Annotated in this window: 21 protein-coding genes and 1 other RNA gene; 9 read left to right on the top strand and 13 right to left on the bottom strand. The window is 43.3% G+C overall.

The features are described from left to right. Positions 1-3: 3 nt before the first annotated feature. The 5 genes from gcvH to ACHUGF_RS13265 all read right to left on the bottom strand — a co-directional run bounded on the left by gcvH (position 4) and on the right by ACHUGF_RS13265 (position 5,072). Positions 4-393, bottom strand: a complete 390-nt coding sequence (gene gcvH, locus ACHUGF_RS13285) for a glycine cleavage system protein GcvH (RefSeq protein WP_394131875.1) — start codon at positions 391-393, stop codon at positions 4-6. A 117-nt stretch (positions 394-510) separates the two neighbouring features. Further along, a complete protein-coding gene (gene gcvT / locus ACHUGF_RS13280) occupies positions 511-1,605 on the bottom strand; it encodes a glycine cleavage system aminomethyltransferase GcvT (RefSeq protein ID WP_394131873.1) in 1,095 nt (364 codons plus the stop codon). A gap of 282 nt (positions 1,606-1,887) precedes the next feature. Then, positions 1,888-3,111: an FAD-dependent oxidoreductase gene (locus ACHUGF_RS13275; protein WP_394131871.1), complete on the bottom strand. Its 1,224-nt coding sequence runs from the start codon at positions 3,109-3,111 to the stop codon at positions 1,888-1,890. Positions 3,112-3,140: 29 nt separating this feature from the next. Continuing rightward, positions 3,141-4,406, bottom strand: coding sequence for a 2-octaprenyl-6-methoxyphenyl hydroxylase (gene ubiH / locus ACHUGF_RS13270; RefSeq protein ID WP_394131869.1), 1,266 nt, complete (start codon positions 4,404-4,406; stop codon positions 3,141-3,143). Between the two features lie 96 nt (positions 4,407-4,502). Continuing rightward, positions 4,503-5,072, bottom strand: coding sequence for a UPF0149 family protein (locus ACHUGF_RS13265; protein WP_394131867.1), 570 nt, complete (start codon positions 5,070-5,072; stop codon positions 4,503-4,505). A 211-nt stretch (positions 5,073-5,283) separates the two neighbouring features. On the opposite strand from ACHUGF_RS13265, the gene ACHUGF_RS13260 reads away from it, so the two are divergent. The 3 genes from ACHUGF_RS13260 to ACHUGF_RS13250 all read left to right on the top strand — a co-directional run bounded on the left by ACHUGF_RS13260 (position 5,284) and on the right by ACHUGF_RS13250 (position 6,526). Further along, on the top strand, positions 5,284-5,592 hold the full coding sequence (locus ACHUGF_RS13260) for a cell division protein ZapA (protein ID WP_394131865.1): 309 nt from the start codon (positions 5,284-5,286) through the stop codon (positions 5,590-5,592). Between the two features lie 45 nt (positions 5,593-5,637). Beyond that, positions 5,638-5,819: non-coding RNA, 6S RNA (gene ssrS, locus ACHUGF_RS13255), on the top strand. An 8-nt stretch (positions 5,820-5,827) separates the two neighbouring features. After that, a complete protein-coding gene (locus ACHUGF_RS13250; RefSeq protein ID WP_394131863.1) occupies positions 5,828-6,526 on the top strand; it encodes a 5-formyltetrahydrofolate cyclo-ligase in 699 nt (232 codons plus the stop codon). On the opposite strand, the gene ACHUGF_RS13245 is transcribed toward ACHUGF_RS13250, so the two are convergent. Both ACHUGF_RS13245 and folM read right to left on the bottom strand, forming a co-directional pair. Then, a complete protein-coding gene (locus tag ACHUGF_RS13245; RefSeq protein ID WP_394131861.1) occupies positions 6,510-7,511 on the bottom strand; it encodes a hypothetical protein in 1,002 nt (333 codons plus the stop codon). The two genes, ACHUGF_RS13250 and ACHUGF_RS13245, sit on opposite strands and share 17 nt — an antisense overlap. A 197-nt stretch (positions 7,512-7,708) precedes the next feature. Next, positions 7,709-8,434 carry a dihydromonapterin reductase gene (gene folM, locus ACHUGF_RS13240; RefSeq protein WP_394131859.1) on the bottom strand — a complete coding sequence of 242 codons (726 nt, stop codon included), beginning with the start codon at positions 8,432-8,434 and terminating at the stop codon, positions 7,709-7,711. Between the two features lie 524 nt (positions 8,435-8,958). Here folM and ACHUGF_RS13235 point away from each other — a divergent pair. After that, the gene (locus ACHUGF_RS13235) at positions 8,959-9,348 is read left to right on the top strand and encodes a thiol-disulfide oxidoreductase DCC family protein (protein WP_394131858.1); all 390 of its coding nucleotides are present in this window, start codon (positions 8,959-8,961) and stop codon (positions 9,346-9,348) included. A 62-nt stretch (positions 9,349-9,410) separates the two neighbouring features. Here the strand turns inward: ACHUGF_RS13235 and ACHUGF_RS13230 are convergent, their stop codons facing one another. The 4 genes from ACHUGF_RS13230 to ACHUGF_RS13215 all read right to left on the bottom strand — a co-directional run bounded on the left by ACHUGF_RS13230 (position 9,411) and on the right by ACHUGF_RS13215 (position 15,435). Then, a complete protein-coding gene (locus ACHUGF_RS13230) occupies positions 9,411-12,551 on the bottom strand; it encodes an efflux RND transporter permease subunit (RefSeq protein WP_394131856.1) in 3,141 nt (1,046 codons plus the stop codon). Between the two features lie 13 nt (positions 12,552-12,564). After that, positions 12,565-13,740 (bottom strand): efflux RND transporter periplasmic adaptor subunit, encoded by a 1,176-nt coding sequence (locus ACHUGF_RS13225; RefSeq protein ID WP_394131854.1) that lies wholly within the window; start codon positions 13,738-13,740, stop codon positions 12,565-12,567. A 294-nt stretch (positions 13,741-14,034) separates the two neighbouring features. After that, the gene (gene mdh, locus ACHUGF_RS13220) at positions 14,035-14,970 is read right to left on the bottom strand and encodes a malate dehydrogenase (RefSeq protein WP_394131852.1); all 936 of its coding nucleotides are present in this window, start codon (positions 14,968-14,970) and stop codon (positions 14,035-14,037) included. A 201-nt stretch (positions 14,971-15,171) separates the two neighbouring features. Then, entirely contained in the window at positions 15,172-15,435 is a 264-nt protein-coding gene (locus tag ACHUGF_RS13215; protein ID WP_394131989.1) for a hypothetical protein, read from the bottom strand. A 466-nt stretch (positions 15,436-15,901) separates the two neighbouring features. On the opposite strand from ACHUGF_RS13215, the gene ACHUGF_RS13210 reads away from it, so the two are divergent. Further along, positions 15,902-16,342, top strand: a complete 441-nt coding sequence (locus ACHUGF_RS13210; RefSeq protein ID WP_394131850.1) for a GNAT family N-acetyltransferase — start codon at positions 15,902-15,904, stop codon at positions 16,340-16,342. A gap of 305 nt (positions 16,343-16,647) precedes the next feature. Continuing rightward, positions 16,648-17,406, top strand: a complete 759-nt coding sequence (locus tag ACHUGF_RS13205) for a hypothetical protein (RefSeq protein ID WP_394131848.1) — start codon at positions 16,648-16,650, stop codon at positions 17,404-17,406. Here ACHUGF_RS13205 and ACHUGF_RS13200 read toward each other — a convergent pair whose 3' ends face one another. Both ACHUGF_RS13200 and ACHUGF_RS13195 read right to left on the bottom strand, forming a co-directional pair. Further along, positions 17,407-18,180, bottom strand: coding sequence for a ribonuclease H1 domain-containing protein (locus tag ACHUGF_RS13200; protein ID WP_394131846.1), 774 nt, complete (start codon positions 18,178-18,180; stop codon positions 17,407-17,409). Between the two features lie 235 nt (positions 18,181-18,415). After that, entirely contained in the window at positions 18,416-19,198 is a 783-nt protein-coding gene (locus ACHUGF_RS13195) for a DUF4097 family beta strand repeat-containing protein (RefSeq protein ID WP_394131844.1), read from the bottom strand. Positions 19,199-19,567: 369 nt separating this feature from the next. Here ACHUGF_RS13195 and yjjX point away from each other — a divergent pair, with 369 nt between their 5' ends. From yjjX to ACHUGF_RS13180, 3 genes are all read left to right on the top strand, one after another. Continuing rightward, positions 19,568-20,134 (top strand): inosine/xanthosine triphosphatase, encoded by a 567-nt coding sequence (gene yjjX, locus ACHUGF_RS13190; protein WP_394131842.1) that lies wholly within the window; start codon positions 19,568-19,570, stop codon positions 20,132-20,134. Positions 20,135-20,162: 28 nt separating this feature from the next. Next, on the top strand, positions 20,163-20,657 hold the full coding sequence (locus ACHUGF_RS13185; protein ID WP_394131840.1) for a GNAT family N-acetyltransferase: 495 nt from the start codon (positions 20,163-20,165) through the stop codon (positions 20,655-20,657). A gap of 333 nt (positions 20,658-20,990) precedes the next feature. Next, positions 20,991-22,031 carry an NADP(H)-dependent aldo-keto reductase gene (locus ACHUGF_RS13180; RefSeq protein WP_394131839.1) on the top strand — a complete coding sequence of 347 codons (1,041 nt, stop codon included), beginning with the start codon at positions 20,991-20,993 and terminating at the stop codon, positions 22,029-22,031. Positions 22,032-22,097: the final 66 nt, after the last annotated feature.

Below are 22,097 nucleotides of genomic sequence, written 5' to 3'. Positions count from 1 at the left end.
CGATTATTCTTCGTCGATCACTTCTTGGTAACCGTCAGCATCTAATAGGCCGTCGATTTCTGATTCGTCTGTTGGCATTACGCGGAAGAACCAACCGTCGCCAAATGCGTCGCTGTTCACTAGCTCAGGTGAATCTTCTAATGATTCGTTAATGGCAACAACTTCACCAGAGATAGGCGCGTAGATGTCTGATGCTGCTTTTACAGACTCAGCCACGGCGCAATCTTCACCTGCTGATACTGAATCGCCGACTTCTGGTAATTCAACAAATACCATATCACCAAGTAGCTCTTGCGCGTGCTCAGTAATACCCACTGTGTAGCTACCGTCAGCTTCTTTACGGATCCACTCGTGAGAAGAAGCATATTTTAATTCTGCTGGAATGTTGCTCATTGTTGATATTCCTATATTTAATCGTTCAAAACTGAAACTGTTATTCTGGGTACCGCTTTGCTAGATCAATATAACGCGAATGCGACCTAGCAATATATTATCCTTTGGTTGTTAACCTTAAAATGCTTGCTTACCGTTACGTACAAAGCTTGGGGCAATCACTTTTACAGGTACGCGCTTCTTGCGCATCTCAACTTCAGCCACTTCACCGATACCGTTTGGTACACGCGCCATTGCAATAGAATAGCCTAATGTTGGTGAAAAGGTGCCGCTGGTAATTTTACCTTGATGCTCAACGCCGTCTGCATCAGTAAAAAATACTGCCATATCATGGCGTAAAACACCTTTCGCTTCCATGACCAAACCGACTAATTTGTCAGTTCCCAGTGCTTTTATGGCACTTAATGCTTCACGGCCGATAAAGTCACGGTCGCTTGGTTCCCACGCCACAGTCCACCCCATGTTGGCGGCTAGTGGGTTAATAGTTTCGTCCATGTCTTGACCATACAAGTTCATGCCCGCTTCTAAACGTAATGTGTCACGTGCACCTAAACCACATGGGCGAACACCGGCATCAAGCAATTTTTGCCAAAGGTCAGCGGCTTGCGCTTCAGGGACGATAATCTCGTAACCGGCTTCACCTGTGTAACCTGTGGTGGCAATAAATAAAGAGTCAGCTTGCACGCCGAAGAACATTTTCATGCCTTCAACCGCCGCTTTTTGGGTTTCATTGAAGACTTCAGCCGCTTTTGCTTTGGCATTTGGCCCTTGTACGGCAATCATCGCAAGCTCTGGTCGCTCGGTGATAGCAACATCGAAATCTGCTGCTTGCTTGTTGATCCAAGCGAGATCTTTAACACGCGTGGCTGAGTTAACCACGACGCGGTAATGCGTGTCAGATAAGTAGTATGTGATTAAGTCGTCAATCACACCTGCGCTTTCATCTAACATGCCACCGTACAGCGCTTTGCCCGGTACGGTTAATTTAGCGACATCATTTGCCAGCAATTTACGTAAAAACGCACAAGCGTCAGTGCCAGTGACATCCACAACGGTCATGTGTGATACATCAAACATACCTGCGTCTTGGCGCACGGCGTGATGTTCTTCGATTTGAGAGCCATAGTTAATTGGCATTTCCCAACCGTGAAAGTCTACCATTTTGGCATTTGATTCTAGGTGCTTGGTGTAGAGTACAGTTTTGCTAGCCATTTATTATCCCTTGTTATTGGGGCTATATCAGCTCGAATGAAATTCGAAAACGTGATCTAGTTAATCAGCTCGAATAATATTCGAAAACGTGATCTAGTTATTTGATAAAATGCGGCGAAAATTATACTCAACCATGTTGAATTGTATACAAAAAAATTTTCTAATCTGAGAAACTTCGCATTAGCTTAGCTAATGCGAAACTTTTTAGCTATTTGTGTGACTTTTAACTCAACAAATGTAAGCAGGCTGTATCGACTGATATATAACCATTTTCTTTAAAAATCAGCGCGATTTAGGTGGCTGGCATAATTTGGGTAAATTAATTTTATTACCAACGGCCTGTTTGATGAACACTGTTTTCAGGCTTGAGATATTATCAACCAGTGATAACCCGATGTCTCGTACCATTTTTTTCAGTGGATTGCTGCCAGCGAATAATCGTTTTAGCGCTTCCATTGAAGCAATCATTTCCATCGCCTCGGCTTTACGCCACCTTTCAAGTGAGCGTAAATTAGCATAATCGCCAATGTCTTTCGCTTCATTATGCAATTCGCTAACGGTTTGCACTATGCTCGCAGCATCTAAAAAGCCAAGATTCACCCCCTGCCCAGCTAATGGGTGAATCGTATGAGCTGCATCCCCTGCTAACACTAATCTATGGCGAGCAAAATGACGGGCATAACGCATTCGCAATGGGAAAGATTGACGTTCACTTTCAACCTGACACAGACCTAAACGACTATCAAAGGCTGCAGTAAGCGCCTTATTAAATTCAGTATCATCTTTGGCTAATAAAGTTTGCGCTTGTTCAGGTGTCACCGACCATACAATCGAGTGAAGATTAGCTTCGTTTAACGGTAGTAGTGCTAATGGGCCGTCTGGTAAAAATGCCTGACGCGCTGTGGCATCATGGGGCAATTCAGTGCGCACTGTAGCAACAATGGCATGGTGGCCATAATCCCAGAATGTGAGTGGGATTTGGCATTGTTGACGCACCCAAGAGTTAGCGCCATCAGCACCTACAACGAGCGCAGCCGATACGTTATCGCCGTTTTCTAGGGTTAACCAAGCTTCACGCTCACCAAAGGCGATGCGTTCTAGCCGTTGCCCTTCAAGGTGAGTAATATTGTCAAATTCACTGGCACGTTTTGCTAAGGCGTAGCTAATTGCTTGGTTTTCAATGATAGTGCCTAAGCTGGCTTCATTAATACTATTAGCATCGAAGTGGATTTTACCTAAACCGTCTTTGTCCCACACAGCCATTTGTTGGTATGGGCCTGTGCGTTCAAGGTCGATATATGGCCACGCACCAAGGTTAGTCAGTAATTGCTGACTGGCTTTATTAATCGCGCTAACACGTAATTTAGGCTCGCCCAAGGGCGCACTTACTTCGCCTGCGTCAATGACGACGACATTTAATTGTTGCTGCGCTAAACCGATAGCAGTGGCTAGACCAACCATCCCTCCACCGACTATGGCGACATCAAAGGTTTGGGTTTGATACATAATAAATCCCTACTTAAAAAGATAACGTACTAACGCCAGCCCATGGCAATTTCAGCCACTGGGCGTTTGAGCGGTGGTAACCAAGATAATAGTCGCAAGCCTAGGCTGCGACCGGCTACCAGCGGCCAATGCTGGTTGGAAAAACCACGCACTAAGAACTCAATATGCGTAATGGTTAAGTCTCGGTCAGACTGCCTTGCTTGATAATACTGATGCAGCCATTGTGTATTGCCAACATCAACTGGGCCTTCATCAGCATGAGTCACAGCCAGTTGGATAGTACTCACTAACTGGGCAATGTCTCGCAGACCAAGGTTAAAGCCTTGCCCAGCTATAGGGTGTAAGGTTTGTGCGGCATTGCCAACAAACACACATCGATGATAAAACGGCCTTGGCATGTACGTTAATGTTAGTGGGTAGCTGACGCGTTCACTGACATCAATAAACTGACCACAGCGATGGCCAAATGCCTGTTGTAACTCGGCAGTAAATGCTGGCTTATCTAACGCTTTCACCCGAGAAATTTGTTCAGGTTGCATTGCCCATACCAGTGACATTCTCGCTTTGCCTTGGCTATCTGCCATCGGCAATAATGCAATTGGACCATGTTCTGTAAAGCGCTCATAAGCCCAGCCTTGGTGGGCTTTATCGGTCAACACGTTGGCGACAATTGCCGATTGACCAAAATCGATTTGCTCACAAGGTTGAGACAATTGTTGACGCACTACAGAGTTAGCGCCATCAGCCGCCACAACTAACTTGGCACAAAGCTGCTCTCCAGTAGTGAGCGTAATGTGATGATGCTCGCTTCGAGCCGTCACCTGACTCACACTTGATGGGCAAAATAATTGCAGTTGCTGAGGCTGAGTTTTCGCTAATTGTTCAAGTTGCTGCATTAATGCCTGCCCAACGGGCGCCAGCTCAACCACTTGGCCAAACTCGGTTAAATTTAGGGGTTCAGATAACAGCTCGGTCATCCCAAAATGGCCACGATCTGACACATGAATATTGTTGATGGCTGTGCCCAAATGAGCGATGTGCTGCCAAACGCCTAACTGCTTGAGCGCAAAGATACTGCCACTGGCGATAGCGATTGAGCGAGCGTCAAAACCGGGGTGCTGCTTAGAAATGGTTTGGGCTTCAATCAATGCCACTTTTAGCGGGCGGGTAAGTTGTTGATTGGCGCGCATCAGTGCAAATGCTAATGTCGCACCCGCCATCGCGCCGCCAACAATGACAATATCAAAGCTATGTGGTGTTACGGTATGTGGTGTTGCGGTATCTTGTGTTTCCAATGCCCAGATCCACTCTAAAGATGATACTTGTAAATGATAGGTGTATGAGTCAATTCAGCCAATACGTTACCTCGTTAGCTGAATCACTCAACCAAATTAGTGAATAATGGGTGCATCAGCTTTATTATCTGGTTGTGGGCCAAACTCGGCATAGCACAGAATGGCAGCCATTTTGACGAACTCTTGTAACTCAATGTACGCTGCTTCAGACTCGTCATCATCAGACACATCAAACTCAACTTGTGCGATTTCAGATAAATCCTTGATCACTTCTTTGACATCTTTAGATGCGCTATTAAGTTTTGACTGCACCACAGCAATTGCCGTTAAAAAGCTTTGCGTCCATAAAGCTAACGCTTCGACACGATGACTAAGTGACACTTCTTCTTCTGGTAACAATAAGCTAAAGCCAAACTCAAAATCCGCTAAACGTGTCACGGTATCTTGATAAAGCTCGCTGATCAGTTGCTGCAAATCAGCAGGTAAAGCTTGGCCATCATTCATCAGTTCAAGTAAAGGTTTCACCCATGCTTGACCTGTTTGAGATACGCCACCGCAAATTAAGCCGACTAATGCGCCGTGAACTTCAACTGGATGTTGACCAATTTCCGCAGCATCTAAGGCCTGTTTTAGTTTTTCGATACAAAGTGAAGGTGGGGTTGCCATTGCCAATTTCCTACAAGGTATTAATGCCTTAATGCTACCAGAATTACTAAGGCTCACCAAACAATCCCCCGTTTGATGTCATATTAAAGTTGTGATTTGCTCAGACAAGCAGCAAATAGCCAAAAAGGCGTCACTGTACCTTGCTCTTTTAAATACAGCCCTATATAGTTCGCCAATATAGTGAATTAATTAAGGAACTCGTCGCTAGCTTATGAGTAACAGTGCAGTAGAAATTACCCTTCTCGGTCGCACCTACTCAATCGCTTGTCCTCAGGGACGCGAGGATGCTTTGCGCGCGGTTGCTGACAATGTTGAAGCTCAGCTAAACACCTTAAAAGCGCGAACTAATAATTTAAGCCGTGAAGAGTTAGCCATTATGGCGGCGCTCAACATTGGTAATGAACTGTTTGAAGAGAAACAGAAAAACAAACAGTATATGGCGCAAATGGACGAGCGTATTTCACTGCTTCAGTTAACACTTGAGAATTCGTTAATTGAACGTAGCCACAAGGACGACTAAAATAGAATTTCGGATGATTGCTTAGGCAATATCCAACCTTGTTTTTGCTCCCTGGGATATGCGTTAGTTGGTAATGTCCCTGTGCCGATATTTACAAACCCAGGGTGAACGCTTTTATTGACATTGTGCATGCTTGGCAAGTACCGAGAAGCCTTAGGATATAAACGTTTACCCGCCTTGAACCTACGGTTCAAGGGCTACACCGGCAGCGGTATCTTGGGGAGCATTCCAATTTATGTCCATCACTCGTTTCATGACTGAGCATTTACCTCACGCAAAACCTGACACTAAACCAACGCAAATTACGACTTTTTCGCATTCGACTGAACACGAAGCTGTATTTGACTGTTGTGATATGAGCCGTGACAGCATTCGTCGCCACATTCGCCAAGAACGCAATAGCCTTAGTCGTGAAGAGCAACTTCAACTTTCACTGATTGCCAGTCGGCATCTGCTGTCAGAAATTCAGCAAACGTCAGCCCAGCATGTCGCTTTATACCTTTCAAATGATGGTGAACTCGATACTAAACCAATTATCGAAGCGTTATGGAAGATTGGCGTAAAAACCTACTTACCCGTTATCCACCCATTCAGTAAAGGCAACTTACTGTTTCTGCGTTATGACAGTCACACTGACATGGTGAGCAATCGCTATGGCATCAAAGAGCCAAAGTTAGATGTCACCAGCGTGATGACAGCTGCGCAATTAGACATGATTGTGACACCGTTAGTGGCCTTTGATGATAAAGGTAATCGTATGGGCATGGGCGGCGGTTATTATGATCGCACCTTATCAAACCTCAGCCATTCAAAAACATTAGCCGTGGGGTTTGCTCACGATTGCCAACAAGCCAGTGAATTACCCGTGCAATATTGGGACATTCCTTTACCCGTCATCATCACCCCGACTCGTCGATTTACGCAGCCGGAGTAAGCTGCGTTTGTTGGTGATTAATCGCTTTGATCAATAACGCAGGTTGATCAACCCCTAAATACACATGGCAGCATCCATCTATTGGCGATGCAAGTGACAAGTGAACATTAGGGGCGCCAAAGCCATTAAAGCGTTTTACCCCACTACCTCTGTGGATAATATCTTGGTTTGGCAACGCAGCTTTAATCTGACTTATCGGCACAACCATGACATTCCACACGCCAAAGCGGATTAATAACGTCTGTTGATCAATCGATATCGGCCTGCGACTACACGCGCGATACTCGCCAATAAAAAACACCAGACTGATAATGGTCAATGCAGTGACGACATTGGCTGCCATTGGCGACCATAAAAAGTGTAGTAATAGGTGCGCTAATGGTACTTCAAAGGCAATAATGACAATAAAGCCAAGTAAATGACTTTGCATGCCATCTTTATGGTGATAAGTAAAATGTTGCTGACCTGCAAATGCTTGCATATTGATGCGATTAGCAAAGAGTGCATAGCTCCACACTCGGGTTTCGACGGCCATCACTTTGGCTATTATTCCTTGGCCAAAAAAGCGTGAAATAGGTTTTAGCATTGCTAAATCAGGGCAAATAGCTTGTTGTAGTGCACCTTTTACCGCCCATATCACCGAGCACATAGTGACCACTTCAAATGCCACAAAAGCCGCTAAAATGACATAACGCCCTTGGGTGAGATAATGCCAAATCAACTGCTCTTGCTGGGGAATAATCCAACTGCCCAGTAATACAATCAAACAAGAATAAGCAGCAATTTTGAGTATGGCTTGCTGACGGTCATCAATACATAACCAGCACACTAATGGCAGCACCAATAAACCATCGATTAACAAATATAGCTCTGACTTTACAGTGCCAAAGTCATTGTAGTAGTGATCACCGAGATAGTAATAGCTCCACCATACACTGATAATTACAAGCGCAATAAAGGGCAGTAGGGATTTAGTTAACCTCATTGCGACTCCTTGCAATGGTTGAACAAAACTCGCTACTGACTAGCATAACCAATATGGCGCCAACAATACATTAGCAATTGCTGAATAAACTTGAGATAAATGAGTGAATGCTTGGCAAGTTAAGCCAAGCTTTATGGGGGGTTAACTAAAAAGTGTGAGCTTACTTTAAAAGTGAATTTACTTAAGGCAGCGTGCGTTTAAACCAAGTGACGGCCACCATCAACGGCAAAACTTCTACCCGTCACATAATGGCTACTGAGAATGTATTCGATTAATGAAGTAATTTCTGCATTTCCAGCTTCTTTAGGCAATATCGCTTTTGACAATGCTTTTTGTTTGTAAGCATCATCATCGCCTTCATTAAACAGAATTAAGGCCGGTGCGATTGAATTAACCTTAACCTCAGGCGCTAACTTTGCAGCAAACGACAAGGTTAAGTTATGCAGTGCCGCTTTACTTGCAGCATAAGCAATGTGTTTTTTACTGCCCTTCTCTGCCACATAATCAGTGAAATGAATAATATTGCTCGCCCCAATCGTATCTGTTTTTGACTGGGCATTTACTTTAAGCAAATGGCTTAAACCTAAGTTAATTTGATACGGTGCATTCACATGGACTTGCATCATACGCTGCATCACTTCTGATGCCGGCATATCCGCATTATCAGGCAGCCAGTCTGAGGCATTATGGATAATGGTATCGAGCTTTTGATGCTGGCTGACTTGCTCAATCAACTGCGCGATAGCGCTGTCGTCATCTAAATCACATTGCAGTACGGTCGCGCCTAACTTGCTCAGCTGCTCAATGCTTTTATAGTGCGTTCTGTACGTGCCGATAACTTTATGGCCTTTGGCCAAGAAAAACTTTGCTAGGGCAAATCCAATACGCTTACCGACACCAGTAATTAACACTGTACGACTCATAATCCACTCTCACTTAAATCCATTAACTGTATGATGTCTGATCGCAACCAAATAAACCATTTCATTTTCATGAATTTATTCAATTTCTCGTTACTTTAAAGCATTCACCTTCACAAACTAAACAATTTGGTACGAATAAGGGATACAACAATACTTTTTATCGAAGCCACCGCTATTGAAGCAAGCTTTTTTGAATACGTCATCTTGCCCTTTGTTGTTCAAAAATCGTTCTTGGTTATTATGCTGAAAGCCGCTTGCTTGCATGGCATGAATACACCGGATAACGCAAGATTTTGACATCAATTAATCTAAATACCGTTTAGTAACGTATTATAGTAATCAAGCTCATAATCGATGAGTTATTTAGGTGAGCGAATTAAGTGATTAATAGGTCAGTGACTTTTAGATGATTAATTTATAGATAAATAATCTATAGGGGAATGATGTACCACTGCACATGCTAACGGTTACCACTAAGCACACCAGCGATAACAAAACCTTAAATCATCATCACAGGAGGCGGTATGACATTGACTATTTTTTATGACAGCGCATGCCCATTATGTAGCAGAGAAATGGCGCAGCTAAAGCATCATGATCGCTTCAACAAGATTCTGTTAGAAGATTTGAACGCCGAAGACATCAGTGAGCGTTATCCAATGTTAGATGTCGAAAGAGCCAATACGGTATTACACGGTATCACTGAGGATGGACAATGGTTGCTAGGGTTAGATGTGACCGCCCGAGCATGGGGATTAGTGGGCAAACACTGCTGGGTAAAACTATTGCGTTTGCCCTTAATAAAACCCATTGCTGACAAAGCTTACCTTTCTTTTGCCGCCAACCGTTATCAAATTTCTTATTGGCTTACTGGCCAAAAGCGCTGTGATAACGGTCAGTGCCAAATGAAATAGTCTATATACAACAATGCCCTGAACAATCAGGGCATTGGATATGCTAGTGTCACTCTGTATTGTTAGCCTTCAGCAGTCCCTGAGCTAGACTCAACTACTTTGCTTTTTACACGTTCACGCATCTTTTGCATAATCACGTAGAACACTGGCACCAGCAATGTCCCCACTAAGGTAGCAGCTAGCATGCCACCAAACACTGAGTAACCCAATGCTCGGCGACTACCTGAACCAGCACCAGATGCAATAACCAGAGGCAATACACCTAATAGGAATGAGAATGCTGTCATCAATACTGCGCGAAAACGTAGTCTAGCCGCCGTTTCTGCCGCCTCTAAAATACTCTTGCCTTCTTCACGAAGCTGCTTCGCAAATTCCACAATCAAAATCGCGTTCTTACATGCCAAACCAATCAGCAGTACTAGACCTATTTGCGCGTAGAGGTTTAAATCGCCTCCCATCGCGAGGGTATAGACAAACGCCCCTAATACCGCAATGGGGACCGCCAGCATGACGGAGAACGGGATAGTCCAGCTCTCATACTGAGCAACAAGGAATAAGTAGGTAAAGATTAGCGCCAGCGCAAAGATCACTGGCGCTAGGTTACCGGCTTTAATTTCTTGATATGTTTGTCCCGTCCATTCAAATGTATAGCCTGCTGGTAGCGACTCATTGGCAGCTCTTTCCATCGCAGTAATAGCGTCACCAGAACTAAACCCTGGTGCAGGGAAACCATTGATGGTTGTGGAGCTAAACATGTTGTATGAGTTCATCACATCAGGGCCAAGTATCGGCGTGACTCTAACCAAGGTACTCAAAGGCACCATTTCACCATCTGCTGAACGGACATAAAATTTTGCGATGTCTCTATCTGAGTTACGATACTCGCCTTCAGCTTGCAGCATCACCCTAAACACTTTACCGAAGCGGTTAAAGTCATTGACATACATTGAGCCAAGCATGGTTTGCATTGTGGTGAAAATCTCATTCAACGAAACTCCCATCGCTTTGGCTTTATCTCGGTCAACATGCACAAACATTTGCGGCACATCAGCACGGAAATTACTAAAGGAGAATGCAATTTCGGGCTGCTCATTAGCCTTCATGATCAAAGCGCGCATTACAGAAGATAACTCTTGTGGGGTTCGACCTTGTGTATCTTGCAGTACAAACTCAAAGCCACCGACACTACCAACGCCCGGAATAGGCGGCAATGAGAATGCCATCGCTTTCACCGAAGGGTTAGTTGCATATTTAGCTTGTAACTTAGCCACAATGGCAGACTCGGCCATTTCAGGGGCCGTACGTTCTTCCCAGTCAGATAGCGTCACAATCATCAAACCACCATTTGATGAAACGGAGCCAGTTAGAATACTGAAACCACTGGCGTGGATCACATTGTCGACGCCCGGCTCTTCAAGAGTAAGATTGACTAACTCACGCATCACATCTTCTGTACGGTTGAGTGATGCACCATCTGGTAATTGAATATCAACCATGAAGGCTTTCTTATCTTCCATTGGTACAAAACCAGAAGGTAAGATTTTCGCGATACCGCCAGTTAGACCAATCAAGACAATATACGCAACACCAACAATAGCCAATTTACGCACAAGACCTTTCACCAGCCCCATGTATTTGCCAGTGGCAATACCAAAATAATGGTTAAACTTTGCGTGAAAACCTTGAGTATGTTCCCTAGGAGGGCGGAGCACGGATGCACATAATGCTGGACTTAACGTCAGTGCGTTAATCGATGAAATCAATACCGAAATACAAATAGTGACCGAAAACTGTGCGTACATTTGTCCAGTAATACCTGGCATCACTGCGGTAGGCGCAAAGACGGCTAACAGCACCAAAGTTGTGGCAACAATCGGGCCTGTTACTTCTTTCATGGCCTTTGAAGTGGCTTCTTTGGGTGACAAGCCTTCTTCTTCCATTAAACGAGTAACGTTCTCCACCACTACAATGGCATCATCGACCACCACACCAATGGCTAAAATCAATGCAAATAGCGATACCGTATTGATACTCATACCAAATAGTAACAAGAACGCAAAAGTACCAATGAGTGACACAGGAATTGCAATCGCAGGTACCAATGTCGAGCGTACATCTTGCAAAAAGATGTATACCACAAATATCACTAACAAAATGGAGATAAATAACGTCTCAACGACTTCCTTAATAGACGTTTCAACGAATTCTGTCGTGTCGTATAACACGGCAAACTCTAGATCTTGTGGGAAGCGTTGTGACAGATTTTCCATTTCAGCTTTAATGGCATCGGCAACCTCCAATGCATTCGCATCAGGCGCCTGATAAATCGCAATAATGGCCGACGGTTTATTATTTAACTTACCTTGAGCATCATAGGTTTGTGAGCCTAGCTCAATACGTGCAACATCAGAGACAATGACTTTCGAACCATCGCTATTAGCTCTGATCATCACATTGCCAAACTCATCGACATCTGTGAGTCTACCTTTTGTTTGCAAGGTATATTGAAATTGCTGGTTAGGATCCACTGGCGCAGCACCAATACGACCTGCAGCAACCTGAATATTTTGCTCTTGTAAGGCGGCAATAACATCAGCAGCCGTGACACTAAAGCTAGCCATTTGATTGGGGTCTAACCAGATACGCATGGCGTAATCCATGCCACCAATAACCTGCACCTTAGATACCCCGCTCTGACGCGCTAGTGCATCTTTGATATTCAGACCGGCATAGTTGGTAATAAACAGTGAATCAAAGGTTTCTTTTGGCGAGTAAACATTCACCACCATTAGCATATTAGGGCTTTGTTTCTCAACCTTAACACCTTGACGGCTCACCTCTTCGGGCAAACGCGGCATGGCTTGTTGTACCCGGTTTTGTACTTTTACCTGAGCCATATCGGCATCAGTTCCCACTTCGAAGGTCACACTGAGTGAATATGAACCATCATTGGAGCTTTTAGACTCCATATAGATCATCCCTTCAACGCCATTTACTTCAGCTTCAATGGGTTGAGCAACGGTGTCTTTTACAATCGCGGCACTGGCACCTGAATAACTGGTGGAAACATTCACTTGTGGTGGTGCCATTTGTGGAAATTCTGCCACCGACAAAATCGGAATAGAAATCAGACCGACTAACGTCAATACTATGGAAATAACAAACGCAAATTTGGGTCTGTTAATAAAAAAATCACTAATCATAACAGTCCCCTACTTAGGCAGCTTCGGCGTTAGACTTATTCAGATCTTCGAACGGTTTCATGTCTTGTTCAACAGGGTTAACTTCGATGCCTGGACGAATTTTTTGTAGACCATCGACCACAATTTTTTCACCTTGCTCAAGCCCACTTAGCACTCGCCAGTCCACCCCAAATCGCTCACCTAACTCAATGACGCGCTTCTCAACCTGATTATTCTGATTGACCACCATAACAAACCGACCTTGCTGATCTTCTTGAACCGAGGCTTGTGGGATTAATATCGCCTGCTCAACGACTGGAGACTCAACTATCAATGTCACAAATAACCCCGGTAACATTAGACTTTCTGCGTTAGCGAACGCCGCGCGCAGCGTCAATGTACCGGTGGCAGCGTCCACACGGTTACTGATAAAGTCAATTGAACCGGTCTCATTAAATATCGTATCGTTAGGTAGGCGAAGCTTGATTAATACATCGCGCACCTTAATATTGGTTTCAGGATGTTTATCTAGTTCCTGCTGAAACGAAATTAATGCTCTTTCAGCTACTTGGAAGTTAACCCACATAGGCTGTAACTGAACCAAGCTCGCCATATCTGTCTGCGGAGTAATGATGTCACCGATACTGACTTTAGAGCGACTAATACGACCTGAAATTGGTGCATAAACTTTGGTATAACTTAACTGAAGTTTTGAAGATTCCACTGCAGCTTCCGCCTCCACAACGCCAGCTTCTGTAGTCAATTTGCGGCTAGTGAGTTCATCCATGTCTTGGGCACTGATCATGCCATCAGGTAATAATCGCTTGCCTCTTTCCCAATTCATAATTGCCACATCTCGCGAGGCGATCGCTTGCTTTAATACTGCTTGTTGCTGTGCAAGGTTTGCTTCATAGGTTGAAGGGTCAATTTCAAATAATAAATCCCCTGCCTCAACATCTTGCCCTTCTCGAAATACACGTTTGAGCAACTGGCCTTGAATTTGAGACTTAATCACGACATCTTCTGACGCTTGGGTTCTGCCCACTATTTCAGACATAGGCTTTATTTCCTGCAATGTTGCAGTATTCACCACTACACTAGGTAACTCAGCTGGAGCCTGCTGCACTGGAGCATCAGAACAAGCGGTTAGCATTATCAAACTAGCAAGTAATACACTCGTGCTCACACTCACATGGCGAAAAAGCGACATAAAAGCCTCCAAAGACTTCAAGTTAAATCAATACGATAAGATTAGAACAATTGAACCACTATTACACACCAATAACAATATATCTAACAGGGATAACATACTTTACACACCTTACTATCTGCCTATGAGGGTTTTGCTATCAAGAAAGATGAACAATAGCCTCTTATAAGCTTGCAGTTTCAGCGTTTAGCGCTAACAACATTTACCGCTAGAAAGTGTTAAGTAGTAGGTCTTTCAGGCATAAAAAAACGCGAAGTCTAGGACTTCGCGTTATTCATCATTCGGTGTAATGTATTATTTTACAAACTCAACACCGATTTTGATATCACCATTTAAGGTGTCTAGCATGGCATCACGAGCGTTAGCTTCAAACGCGCTCACATCACCATATGATAGTACTTCTTCAACACCATTTTTACCTAGAAGCACTGGTTGAGCGAAGAACTCAGCATGTTCGCTACCACCATCAACATAAGCACACTCAACTACATTCGCTTCACCTTGTAGACCACGAACAAGTGATAGACCAAAACGACAAGCTGCCTGACCCATTGATAATGTTGCGCTACCGCCACCGGCTTTAGCTTCTACTACTTCAGTACCTGCGTTTTGGATACGAGTCGTTAATGCAGCAACCTCTTCATCTGTGAAGCTAACACCTTCAACTTGAGAAAGTAATGGCAGAATAGTCACACCGCTGTGACCACCAATAACATTGATGTTGACGTCAGCAACGTTTAAGCCCTTTAATTCAGCAATGAAGGTTTCACTGCGGATAACGTCTAGTGTAGTTACACCGAATAAACGGTTCTTGTCGTAAACACCTGCTTTTTTCAGCACTTCTGCAGCAATAGCAACAGTCGTATTTACCGGGTTAGTGATAATCCCCACTAACGCTTTAGGACAAGCTGAAGCCACTTTTTCCATTAAGTTACGCACGATACCGGCGTTGATGTTGAATAGATCTGAACGATCCATACCAGGCTTACGCGCAACACCAGCAGAAATAAGTACCACGTCAGCAGCTTCTAGTGCAGGAGTTGGGTCTTCGCCAGCAAAACCTTTTACTTCAACAGCAGTAGGGATGTGGCTTAAGTCGACAGCAACACCTGGGGTGACTGGCGCGATGTCATATAGAGACAACTGTGAGCCCGCAGGCAATTGAGTTTTTAACAATAAAGCTAGAGCCTGGCCAATACCACCAGCAGCACCAAGTACAGCAACTTTCATAATTATCTCCATCAATTAAGGCAGTTTGTGACATAGATCTGATTTCTATGGGCGTCACATTACTTTAATGTCACACTAATTTCAATTATCCATTAGTGGAGTAGGCATAATTAAGTGTTTGCAATATTAGCTTTGCATAGAAGGCGTGAACAGCATATAACATGAGACGTTAACCCTGATTGATATCTTGATGAAATATTTTCACGCGTCTAGGTATTCACGTTGGCTTTCCTCTTTCGCTATTTTTATGGGATATAAAGCTGCAGGCGGTTGTTCACGCTCGATTAAATAGCTCCAGTAATCGTCATCTAGTGCACTAATAAAGCCATCATGACCGCGTGACTTCAAAATAATATACCACCAACAAACACCCCATAGGCCAAAGGTCACTAGGGTTAACAAAAAATGCATAGGATGATTGATTGAATTTCTCTCCCTTAATTGAGGAGGTTGTGATTTATTCACTGACTGAGTATGTGATTGACTTACACATTTACGCTGCTGATTTTGCAAAGAAGCTGATATCGAGTTACTGAGCTTACCAGCCCTAGTCTGACGAACACCGACTAAACGATGTACACGGAATCTATATTTGCGACTCGGTTTAATATGGCGTAAAAAGGACGCAAGTTGTTGGCTAGTTCGACTTGATTGCGTACTTGAATGGCGTGCATCTTGAGAATGACGATTTTCAAACGATTTTTGTTCAGACATCGCTGGCCTCACTTGGGTCTATGACCTTTTACTTTTACCTTTACATTGAGATTGTGCATGAAGCGCTTTTGACTAGCCCTATAACTCTCAAGCGTTCAAGGACTCGTGGTGAATCATTAACGCTCACAGCCTCACTTTCAGCACCGATTACAATAATAAGCATAGTAGACTTTAGTCTAATACCAAGGTCTATTTAACAACAAAATAGTGAACACATATGCAAATAAGACAAGCTAAACTTGCTGATAGCCATTGCCTGATTAACTTCAACCAAGCAATGGCACAAGAAACCGAAAATTTAACTTTAGATGGCGATACGCTTGAGAAAGGCGTTTTAGGCATGTTGCAGCATCCCGAGCGCGGCTTTTACCTAGTTGCCGAAATAGATGGTCAAGTGGTTGGCTCTTTGATGGTGACCTTTGAATGGAGTGATTGGCGCGCTCAACAATATTACTGGATCCAAAGTGTCTACATTTTGCCAGCGTTTCGCCGTCAAGGCATCTACTCAGCTTTATATAAACAAGTAAAAATCATCGCTGCTGAAAAAAGTGATGGCGACTGCTTTAGGCTATATGTTGAGCATGACAACCAGCGTGCACAGCGCACTTATGAAGCGTTAGGTATGAAGCAAAGTCATTACTTAATGTACGAAGAGTAAATGTACGAAGAGTGATAACCATAATTACGATGCTAAGAGAGTTGTTCACTGTCATTTTTTAAATGATAACTTATCAATTTATTTCTAGTTGAGCGTCTCTCCCAATTCAGGGCAAAGGTCATCCTGCGCCCTACAAATCACTTCCATACCAACAACAAACACACACATTCCCAACACCAAAACAACAACTATCACGGCAAATTATACATAATGTAATTTGTTACCTAGAACACTTCATTTTCACTGTTTTGTCAGTTAGATTGACCCTAATTGCATGCTAAATTTTGTTGTATTAGGTCGTGAATATGTCGTCGCCAACTAAGTCTTCTCATCAGGTTCAGGTTGAAACTGAAAACGCTCAATCACGAGCCAGCTCAGCATCAACCCAAATTAAACACAATGAGTACACTGCAACTGGCGCAACTCAGACACCGAATAAAAGCTTGAGACAGCGCAAAGCTGAAATACGCGAAGCTTCAGAACAAAAACGATATAGCGTAGGGACAACCCCAACGGTAACCGACACGCATCAAAATCAACAACAAACACAGCCGCTGGATGATGTTGAGCAGTTAATCCTTCATCAAGAAATTGAAGAACAAGAAGAAAAGCAAAATGTTCGTCGCGATCATATTACGCGGCTAGCCATACAAGGTTTCGATTTCATTAATTCAAACCAATTATCAAAAAAGTTAGCCATACAGCACAAATGCTCGGTTCAACAAATTCAAGATGATCTACAACAACTGACTGATCCCAAAGTATGGAAAAAGCACAAGCTGCGACTTAAACATTCAATACAGCAGCAACAGCTGCGTAAAGAAAAGTTGAAGCAGCACCGTAAATCTCAAGTCAGTGATTTCATGAATCAGTCTGTGGTATTTAGTACAGATTTACTGATCACCATGGCTAAACAGTTTGAGTGTCAACCCAGAAATATTGTTGAAGACATGATGCATTACAAAACCTTTGATAATTTGCACAAAACCTTTAAACAAGCAAACAGTAAGATGCCTGCAATAAGGGCGATCACCCGCTATACCAAACTAAATTTACGTTACTAATCAACCCGCTCTTAAACTGAGGATATCTTCTAGAATAATTGGGTCAGTGTATTTACAAAATGCAGTTTGTTGCTGATCAACCGCATAAATTGACATCCTATCAGCCAGCTCATTACCTTCAATGCCAATGTGAGCAGCTACATGTTCTAAGGTGATTTTCGAGCTAAGGTCATCAAATAATGTATGTGCTTGCTGGATCAAACTTAAGTTAGCAATCTCACCCGACTTTTTTGTCCAACCTTTGGCTTTCCAACCATAAGCCCACTGACTTATACAATTAATTGAATACTGTGAGTCGCTGAGAATATGTACCGACATGCCTCTCTCTATCGCTTGTTTTGCCATGAGTAACGCTTGATGAAGTGCATTAAGCTCCGCAGTATTGTTAGTACCATTAGCATCATAAAGCCCGTACCAGAGGCTAGTGAGTTTACCTTGCCGATAAACTGCGATACCAGAGCCAGCTTTACCCGGGTTAGGTTCGCAGCCACCATCAGTGAAAATCACCACATCTTTATTAGGTAGTTCAAAATCAGTGGCTTTGGGTTTTGCTTTTTTATTAGGGCTGGCTTTTGCCTTATTAGCAGCCGCAGAGCTAGTTTGACCTATGATTTTGTCAGCACTTTGACTAAATGCAGCTTTGGCTTCAGCTAAGGAAGGAAATGATTTGTACTTTGCTCCGGCAAACTTATCAACCTGCAGCTTTGCCTCATTCCAATTATCAAACACGCCGGGTTTTCTGCCTTGCCAAACCACATAATACTTTTTTGCCATAATCCCATTACTGCCTTAATAAATGTCTGATGAATAACCAATAGCCAACACCTTTGCAGAGCCAACAGATGCAGATGAAGCAGATCATGCCATGAAGTCGATAAAAGTGAAATCTCCCAATACCTTGCTCGGGGCTTTCTTTAATGGATTGCTTAAATATGAAACAACAAAAACGGCTATCTAATGATAGCCGTTGATGACACCTTTCGCTGGTTACCAGCTTATTGCTAGCAGCTTAATCTTTATTCATGCTAACAGGCCCATTGATATGTTCAAAATCAACACTACCTGAGCCATCAGAACCAATAGTAAGCCCTTGAGTATGAGCCACTTCAATACTGCCCGAACCATCGTTAATTGATACCATACCAGCAATATGCTCAATTACGATGCTGCCAGAACCGTCATTTACAGACACATTACCTTTTACGTGCTCAATTTCGATACCACCAGATCCATCAGCCACATTCACATTCCCCATGGCATGTTCAACTGTAATTGAACCAGAGCCATCGTTGATCGTGATGTCTTTACCGCCATGAATATCGATACTGCCAGAGCCGTCTTTGATATCAATCTGCCCCACCATTTTCTCAATATCTATTGAACCCGAACCATCTTCAATCTCCAGTGCCATATCCGCTGGCACTTTAAGCGTCACATCAATATAAGATGAATCAGAAGACATAGATAAAAGAGGACGGTCAATTTTGGCGACAAGACGAGCTTCATCTCCGTGAGACTTAAGCGATAAGTCAACGTCTACATTTTCAGTTTTATAAATATCTGCGACCAAAGTAATCTGTTCAACTTGTGCACCTTGCACTTTCAGTTTGCCAGCACCTGTTTCAGCAACCAAGGTATCCATCTGCGCTCGGTTAAGGGTGAGCTGTTGCTGATGATGATCTAATGAGTCGGCATGACTCGCTGGAATGTTAACGACACAACCTGTCGTAATTAATAGCACTGAAATGAGTGAAGTTGCGGTGAGGGTACGGCTTAAATGCAAAGCTGACATGTTTCTTTCCTTAATATTTTCAGCAATAAACGCCAAAAGTTCCTGTTAATAACTTTGCCATATTATTCATCAATGGCAAAGTGGTATGCCAAGTTAAAGCAAAAACTTTGCCAACAATTTTATGCTTTAAATACAATAGATTAAGTTAATTCGCAAAAATAGTACACACACATTGATAACACATATTGAGTCTTCTCACTCATATTTAATGAATTTAACCACCACTATATAAGCGAACCAATGCAACCCACAAAACCGCCATTAAAAGGATTCATTCCGGTCAATATATTGATATGCTTTTGTTAGGGTGCACTGACTCAGTGTACTGCAATATCCATTTCGAAATGCATGACAAATTGAGTATAAAGTATGACATCTGACACACAGCAACCGACTCTCACTATCATTGTTGGATCAAACAACCCTGTCAAAATCAATGCTGCCAAAGAAGCATTAAGTTTATATTATCCAAACCATGCTATTTTTTGCTCAGGCATGCATGCTCCGTCAGGAGTTGCAGATCAACCAATGGATGAGCAACAAACAAAATTAGGCGCAATTAACCGAGCTAAATATTGCCAGCAACAAGCAAAAATAGCCGATTACTACATCGCGATGGAAGGCGGCGTTGAAAAGTTTGAGCATGGCGCCGCCACATTTGCTTATATGGCCATCATTCATCAAGGGCAACTTTCGGTCGGCCGGAGTGCAGCTCTGCCTTTACCTGAGAAGGTATATGCAGCACTTGAAGCAGGAGATGAACTAGGAAATGTGATGGATGCGCTATTTAATACTGAAAATATTAAACAAAAAGGTGGGGCTATTGGCTTGCTAACCCAAGGCTTAGCCACACGTACAAGCATCTATACACAGGCAATTGTTTTAGCCATGGCCCCTTTTATTAACCCTAGCCTTTTTGAATCTCACCAGGTTTAACCCAACCGCTTATCGTGTAAGGAACGCCATGACGCCTATACCTGCAGACTTTACAATTCGCCTGATCCAGCGACAAGACAACCCGCAAGTTGCCAAAATTATAAGGCAAGTATCTGCTGAATATGGCCTCACGCCTGATAAAGGCTACGGGGTTAGCGATCCAACACTGGACAAGATGGCGCAAACCTACGCCGATGCAGGTGCAAATTACTGGGTCGTTTGCCAAGGTGATACCATATTGGGCGGTGCTGGCATCGCGCCACTGACACAACACAGTGACGTCGCCGAATTACAGAAAATGTACTTCAGCAAAACACTTCGCGGCAAAAAGATGGCATTACCGTTATACCAAATCTGTCAGCAATTTGCTCAGGACTATGGCTATCACACCCTCTACCTTGAAACCACAGCGATTCTGGTTGAAGCACTTGAGTTTTATACCCAGCTTGGATTTAAAACATGCCAACATCTGGGCGACACAGGACACGATGCATGTGAAATTGCAATGAAAAAAACCTTATAACAGAAAGGACTAGGCTTTTTATATAAAGCTTGTTAGCCTCAAGTTAGGGCCTGTTTATCTTTGTTGATTAGATTTTGTTCGAATTAAAAGCACTTTAATCGAGGCGTGAGCGATGACGTTTAGTCATCTAAACAAGTTCGCTCACAACAAAGAGTAAAGTGCTTTTAAACGAACCTTACAGGCACCACTTGTTGTCATTTCTACTGCGTTAACGACTCATCATGTGGAATTACCACACATCAAAGTCGTTGCCTTGTATAAACTTCCAACAAGTTGCTGCAAAAACAATCTTGAAAGGTCAACAGGCCCTAATCATTATTCTAGGAGGTCGCAATGAAATATCACCGACTTGGCCATTCCACATTAGAGGTCAGCGAGATCTGTCTCGGCACGATGACATGGGGCGAGCAAAACACACAAGCCCAAGCGTTTGAACAACTAGACTATGCTATTGGTCGTGGCGTTAACTTTATTGATACCGCTGAGATGTACCCGGTTCCCCCTCAAGCGACGACTCAGGGAGAAACAGAGCGGATCATTGGTCATTATCTGAAGGCGATGGGCAATCGCGATAATTTGATTATTGCCAGTAAAGTGGCACCAACAGTGATCAATGGCGATGCTATTCGTCCTGAAATGAAGCTGGACTGGCGTAATATCCACCAAGCTATTGATGCCTCACTGTCACGCCTACAAACAGATTATATCGATTTATATCAAGTTCATTGGCCTGAACGACAAACCAATTTTTTTGGGCAATTAATGTATGAACATGATGAAGATGACCACAGTACGCCAATTTTAGATACCCTAGAAGCGCTCGCTGAAATAGTGAAAAGTGGCAAAGTGCGTTATATCGGTATTTCTAATGAGACACCTTGGGGGATCATGAAATACCTCAAACTGGCGGAAAAACATGACTTACCCCGTATCGCCAGCGTACAAAATCCCTATAACCTACTTAATCGCAGTTTTGAGCTGGCATCTTCTGAGGTGTGTTTACGAGAGAATGTTTCATTACTGCCCTACTCGCCTTTAGCATTCGGGACTCTCACCGGTAAGTATTGCGATGATCAATGGCCAGCAAACGCAAGGTTAACACTATACAAACGCTTTAGCCGCTACAATGGCACTGATATGGCCAAAGCAGCTACGCAGGCCTATGTGGATTTAGCCAAAGAGTTCGGTCTAAGCCCTGCACAAATGGCGCTGGCATTTGTTAATTCACGCCAATTTGTGGCATCCAATATTATTGGTGCAACCAACCTTGAGCAGCTAAAAGAAAATATTGATAGCCATCAAGTCACCTTAAGTGATGAATTAATATTACGCATTAACGAGTTAGCTTTAGAATATCGCATTCCTTGCCCTTAACGCAGCGAATCTAAATACCGATTAATCATCTTTCAGTAATATCGCCATCTCACCTTATGTGGTGGC

It is taken from the genome of Shewanella maritima (assembly GCF_043643735.1).
In the GTDB taxonomy this organism is placed as follows: domain Bacteria; phylum Pseudomonadota; class Gammaproteobacteria; order Enterobacterales; family Shewanellaceae; genus Shewanella; species Shewanella maritima_A.
The sequence above is the reverse complement of the archived record's forward strand: the minus strand, read 5'-3'. Positions and strand labels throughout refer to the sequence as shown.

What these genes read in the sequence shown, in the direction of transcription:
- ACHUGF_RS13275 (WP_394131871.1), bottom strand. Translation starts at nt 3,111, where the DNA reads ATGTATCAAACCCAAACCTTTGATGTCGCCATAGTCGGTGGAGGGATG.
- folM (WP_394131859.1), bottom strand. Translation starts at nt 8,434, where the DNA reads ATGAGTCGTACAGTGTTAATTACTGGTGTCGGTAAGCGTATTGGATTT.
- ACHUGF_RS13185 (WP_394131840.1), top strand. Translation starts at nt 20,163, where the DNA reads ATGACGCCTATACCTGCAGACTTTACAATTCGCCTGATCCAGCGACAA.
- ACHUGF_RS13200 (WP_394131846.1), bottom strand. Translation starts at nt 18,180, where the DNA reads ATGGCAAAAAAGTATTATGTGGTTTGGCAAGGCAGAAAACCCGGCGTG.
- yjjX (WP_394131842.1), top strand. Translation starts at nt 19,568, where the DNA reads ATGACATCTGACACACAGCAACCGACTCTCACTATCATTGTTGGATCA.
- ACHUGF_RS13260 (WP_394131865.1), top strand. Translation starts at nt 5,284, where the DNA reads ATGAGTAACAGTGCAGTAGAAATTACCCTTCTCGGTCGCACCTACTCA.
- ACHUGF_RS13250 (WP_394131863.1), top strand. Translation starts at nt 5,828, where the DNA reads ATGTCCATCACTCGTTTCATGACTGAGCATTTACCTCACGCAAAACCT.
- gcvT (WP_394131873.1), bottom strand. Translation starts at nt 1,605, where the DNA reads ATGGCTAGCAAAACTGTACTCTACACCAAGCACCTAGAATCAAATGCC.
- ACHUGF_RS13225 (WP_394131854.1), bottom strand. Translation starts at nt 13,740, where the DNA reads ATGTCGCTTTTTCGCCATGTGAGTGTGAGCACGAGTGTATTACTTGCT.
- ACHUGF_RS13210 (WP_394131850.1), top strand. Translation starts at nt 15,902, where the DNA reads ATGCAAATAAGACAAGCTAAACTTGCTGATAGCCATTGCCTGATTAAC.
- ACHUGF_RS13180 (WP_394131839.1), top strand. Translation starts at nt 20,991, where the DNA reads ATGAAATATCACCGACTTGGCCATTCCACATTAGAGGTCAGCGAGATC.
- ACHUGF_RS13195 (WP_394131844.1), bottom strand. Translation starts at nt 19,198, where the DNA reads ATGTCAGCTTTGCATTTAAGCCGTACCCTCACCGCAACTTCACTCATT.
- ACHUGF_RS13205 (WP_394131848.1), top strand. Translation starts at nt 16,648, where the DNA reads ATGTCGTCGCCAACTAAGTCTTCTCATCAGGTTCAGGTTGAAACTGAA.
- gcvH (WP_394131875.1), bottom strand. Translation starts at nt 393, where the DNA reads ATGAGCAACATTCCAGCAGAATTAAAATATGCTTCTTCTCACGAGTGG.
- ACHUGF_RS13265 (WP_394131867.1), bottom strand. Translation starts at nt 5,072, where the DNA reads ATGGCAACCCCACCTTCACTTTGTATCGAAAAACTAAAACAGGCCTTA.
- ACHUGF_RS13245 (WP_394131861.1), bottom strand. Translation starts at nt 7,511, where the DNA reads ATGAGGTTAACTAAATCCCTACTGCCCTTTATTGCGCTTGTAATTATC.
- mdh (WP_394131852.1), bottom strand. Translation starts at nt 14,970, where the DNA reads ATGAAAGTTGCTGTACTTGGTGCTGCTGGTGGTATTGGCCAGGCTCTA.
- ACHUGF_RS13230 (WP_394131856.1), bottom strand. Translation starts at nt 12,551, where the DNA reads ATGATTAGTGATTTTTTTATTAACAGACCCAAATTTGCGTTTGTTATT.
- ACHUGF_RS13235 (WP_394131858.1), top strand. Translation starts at nt 8,959, where the DNA reads ATGACATTGACTATTTTTTATGACAGCGCATGCCCATTATGTAGCAGA.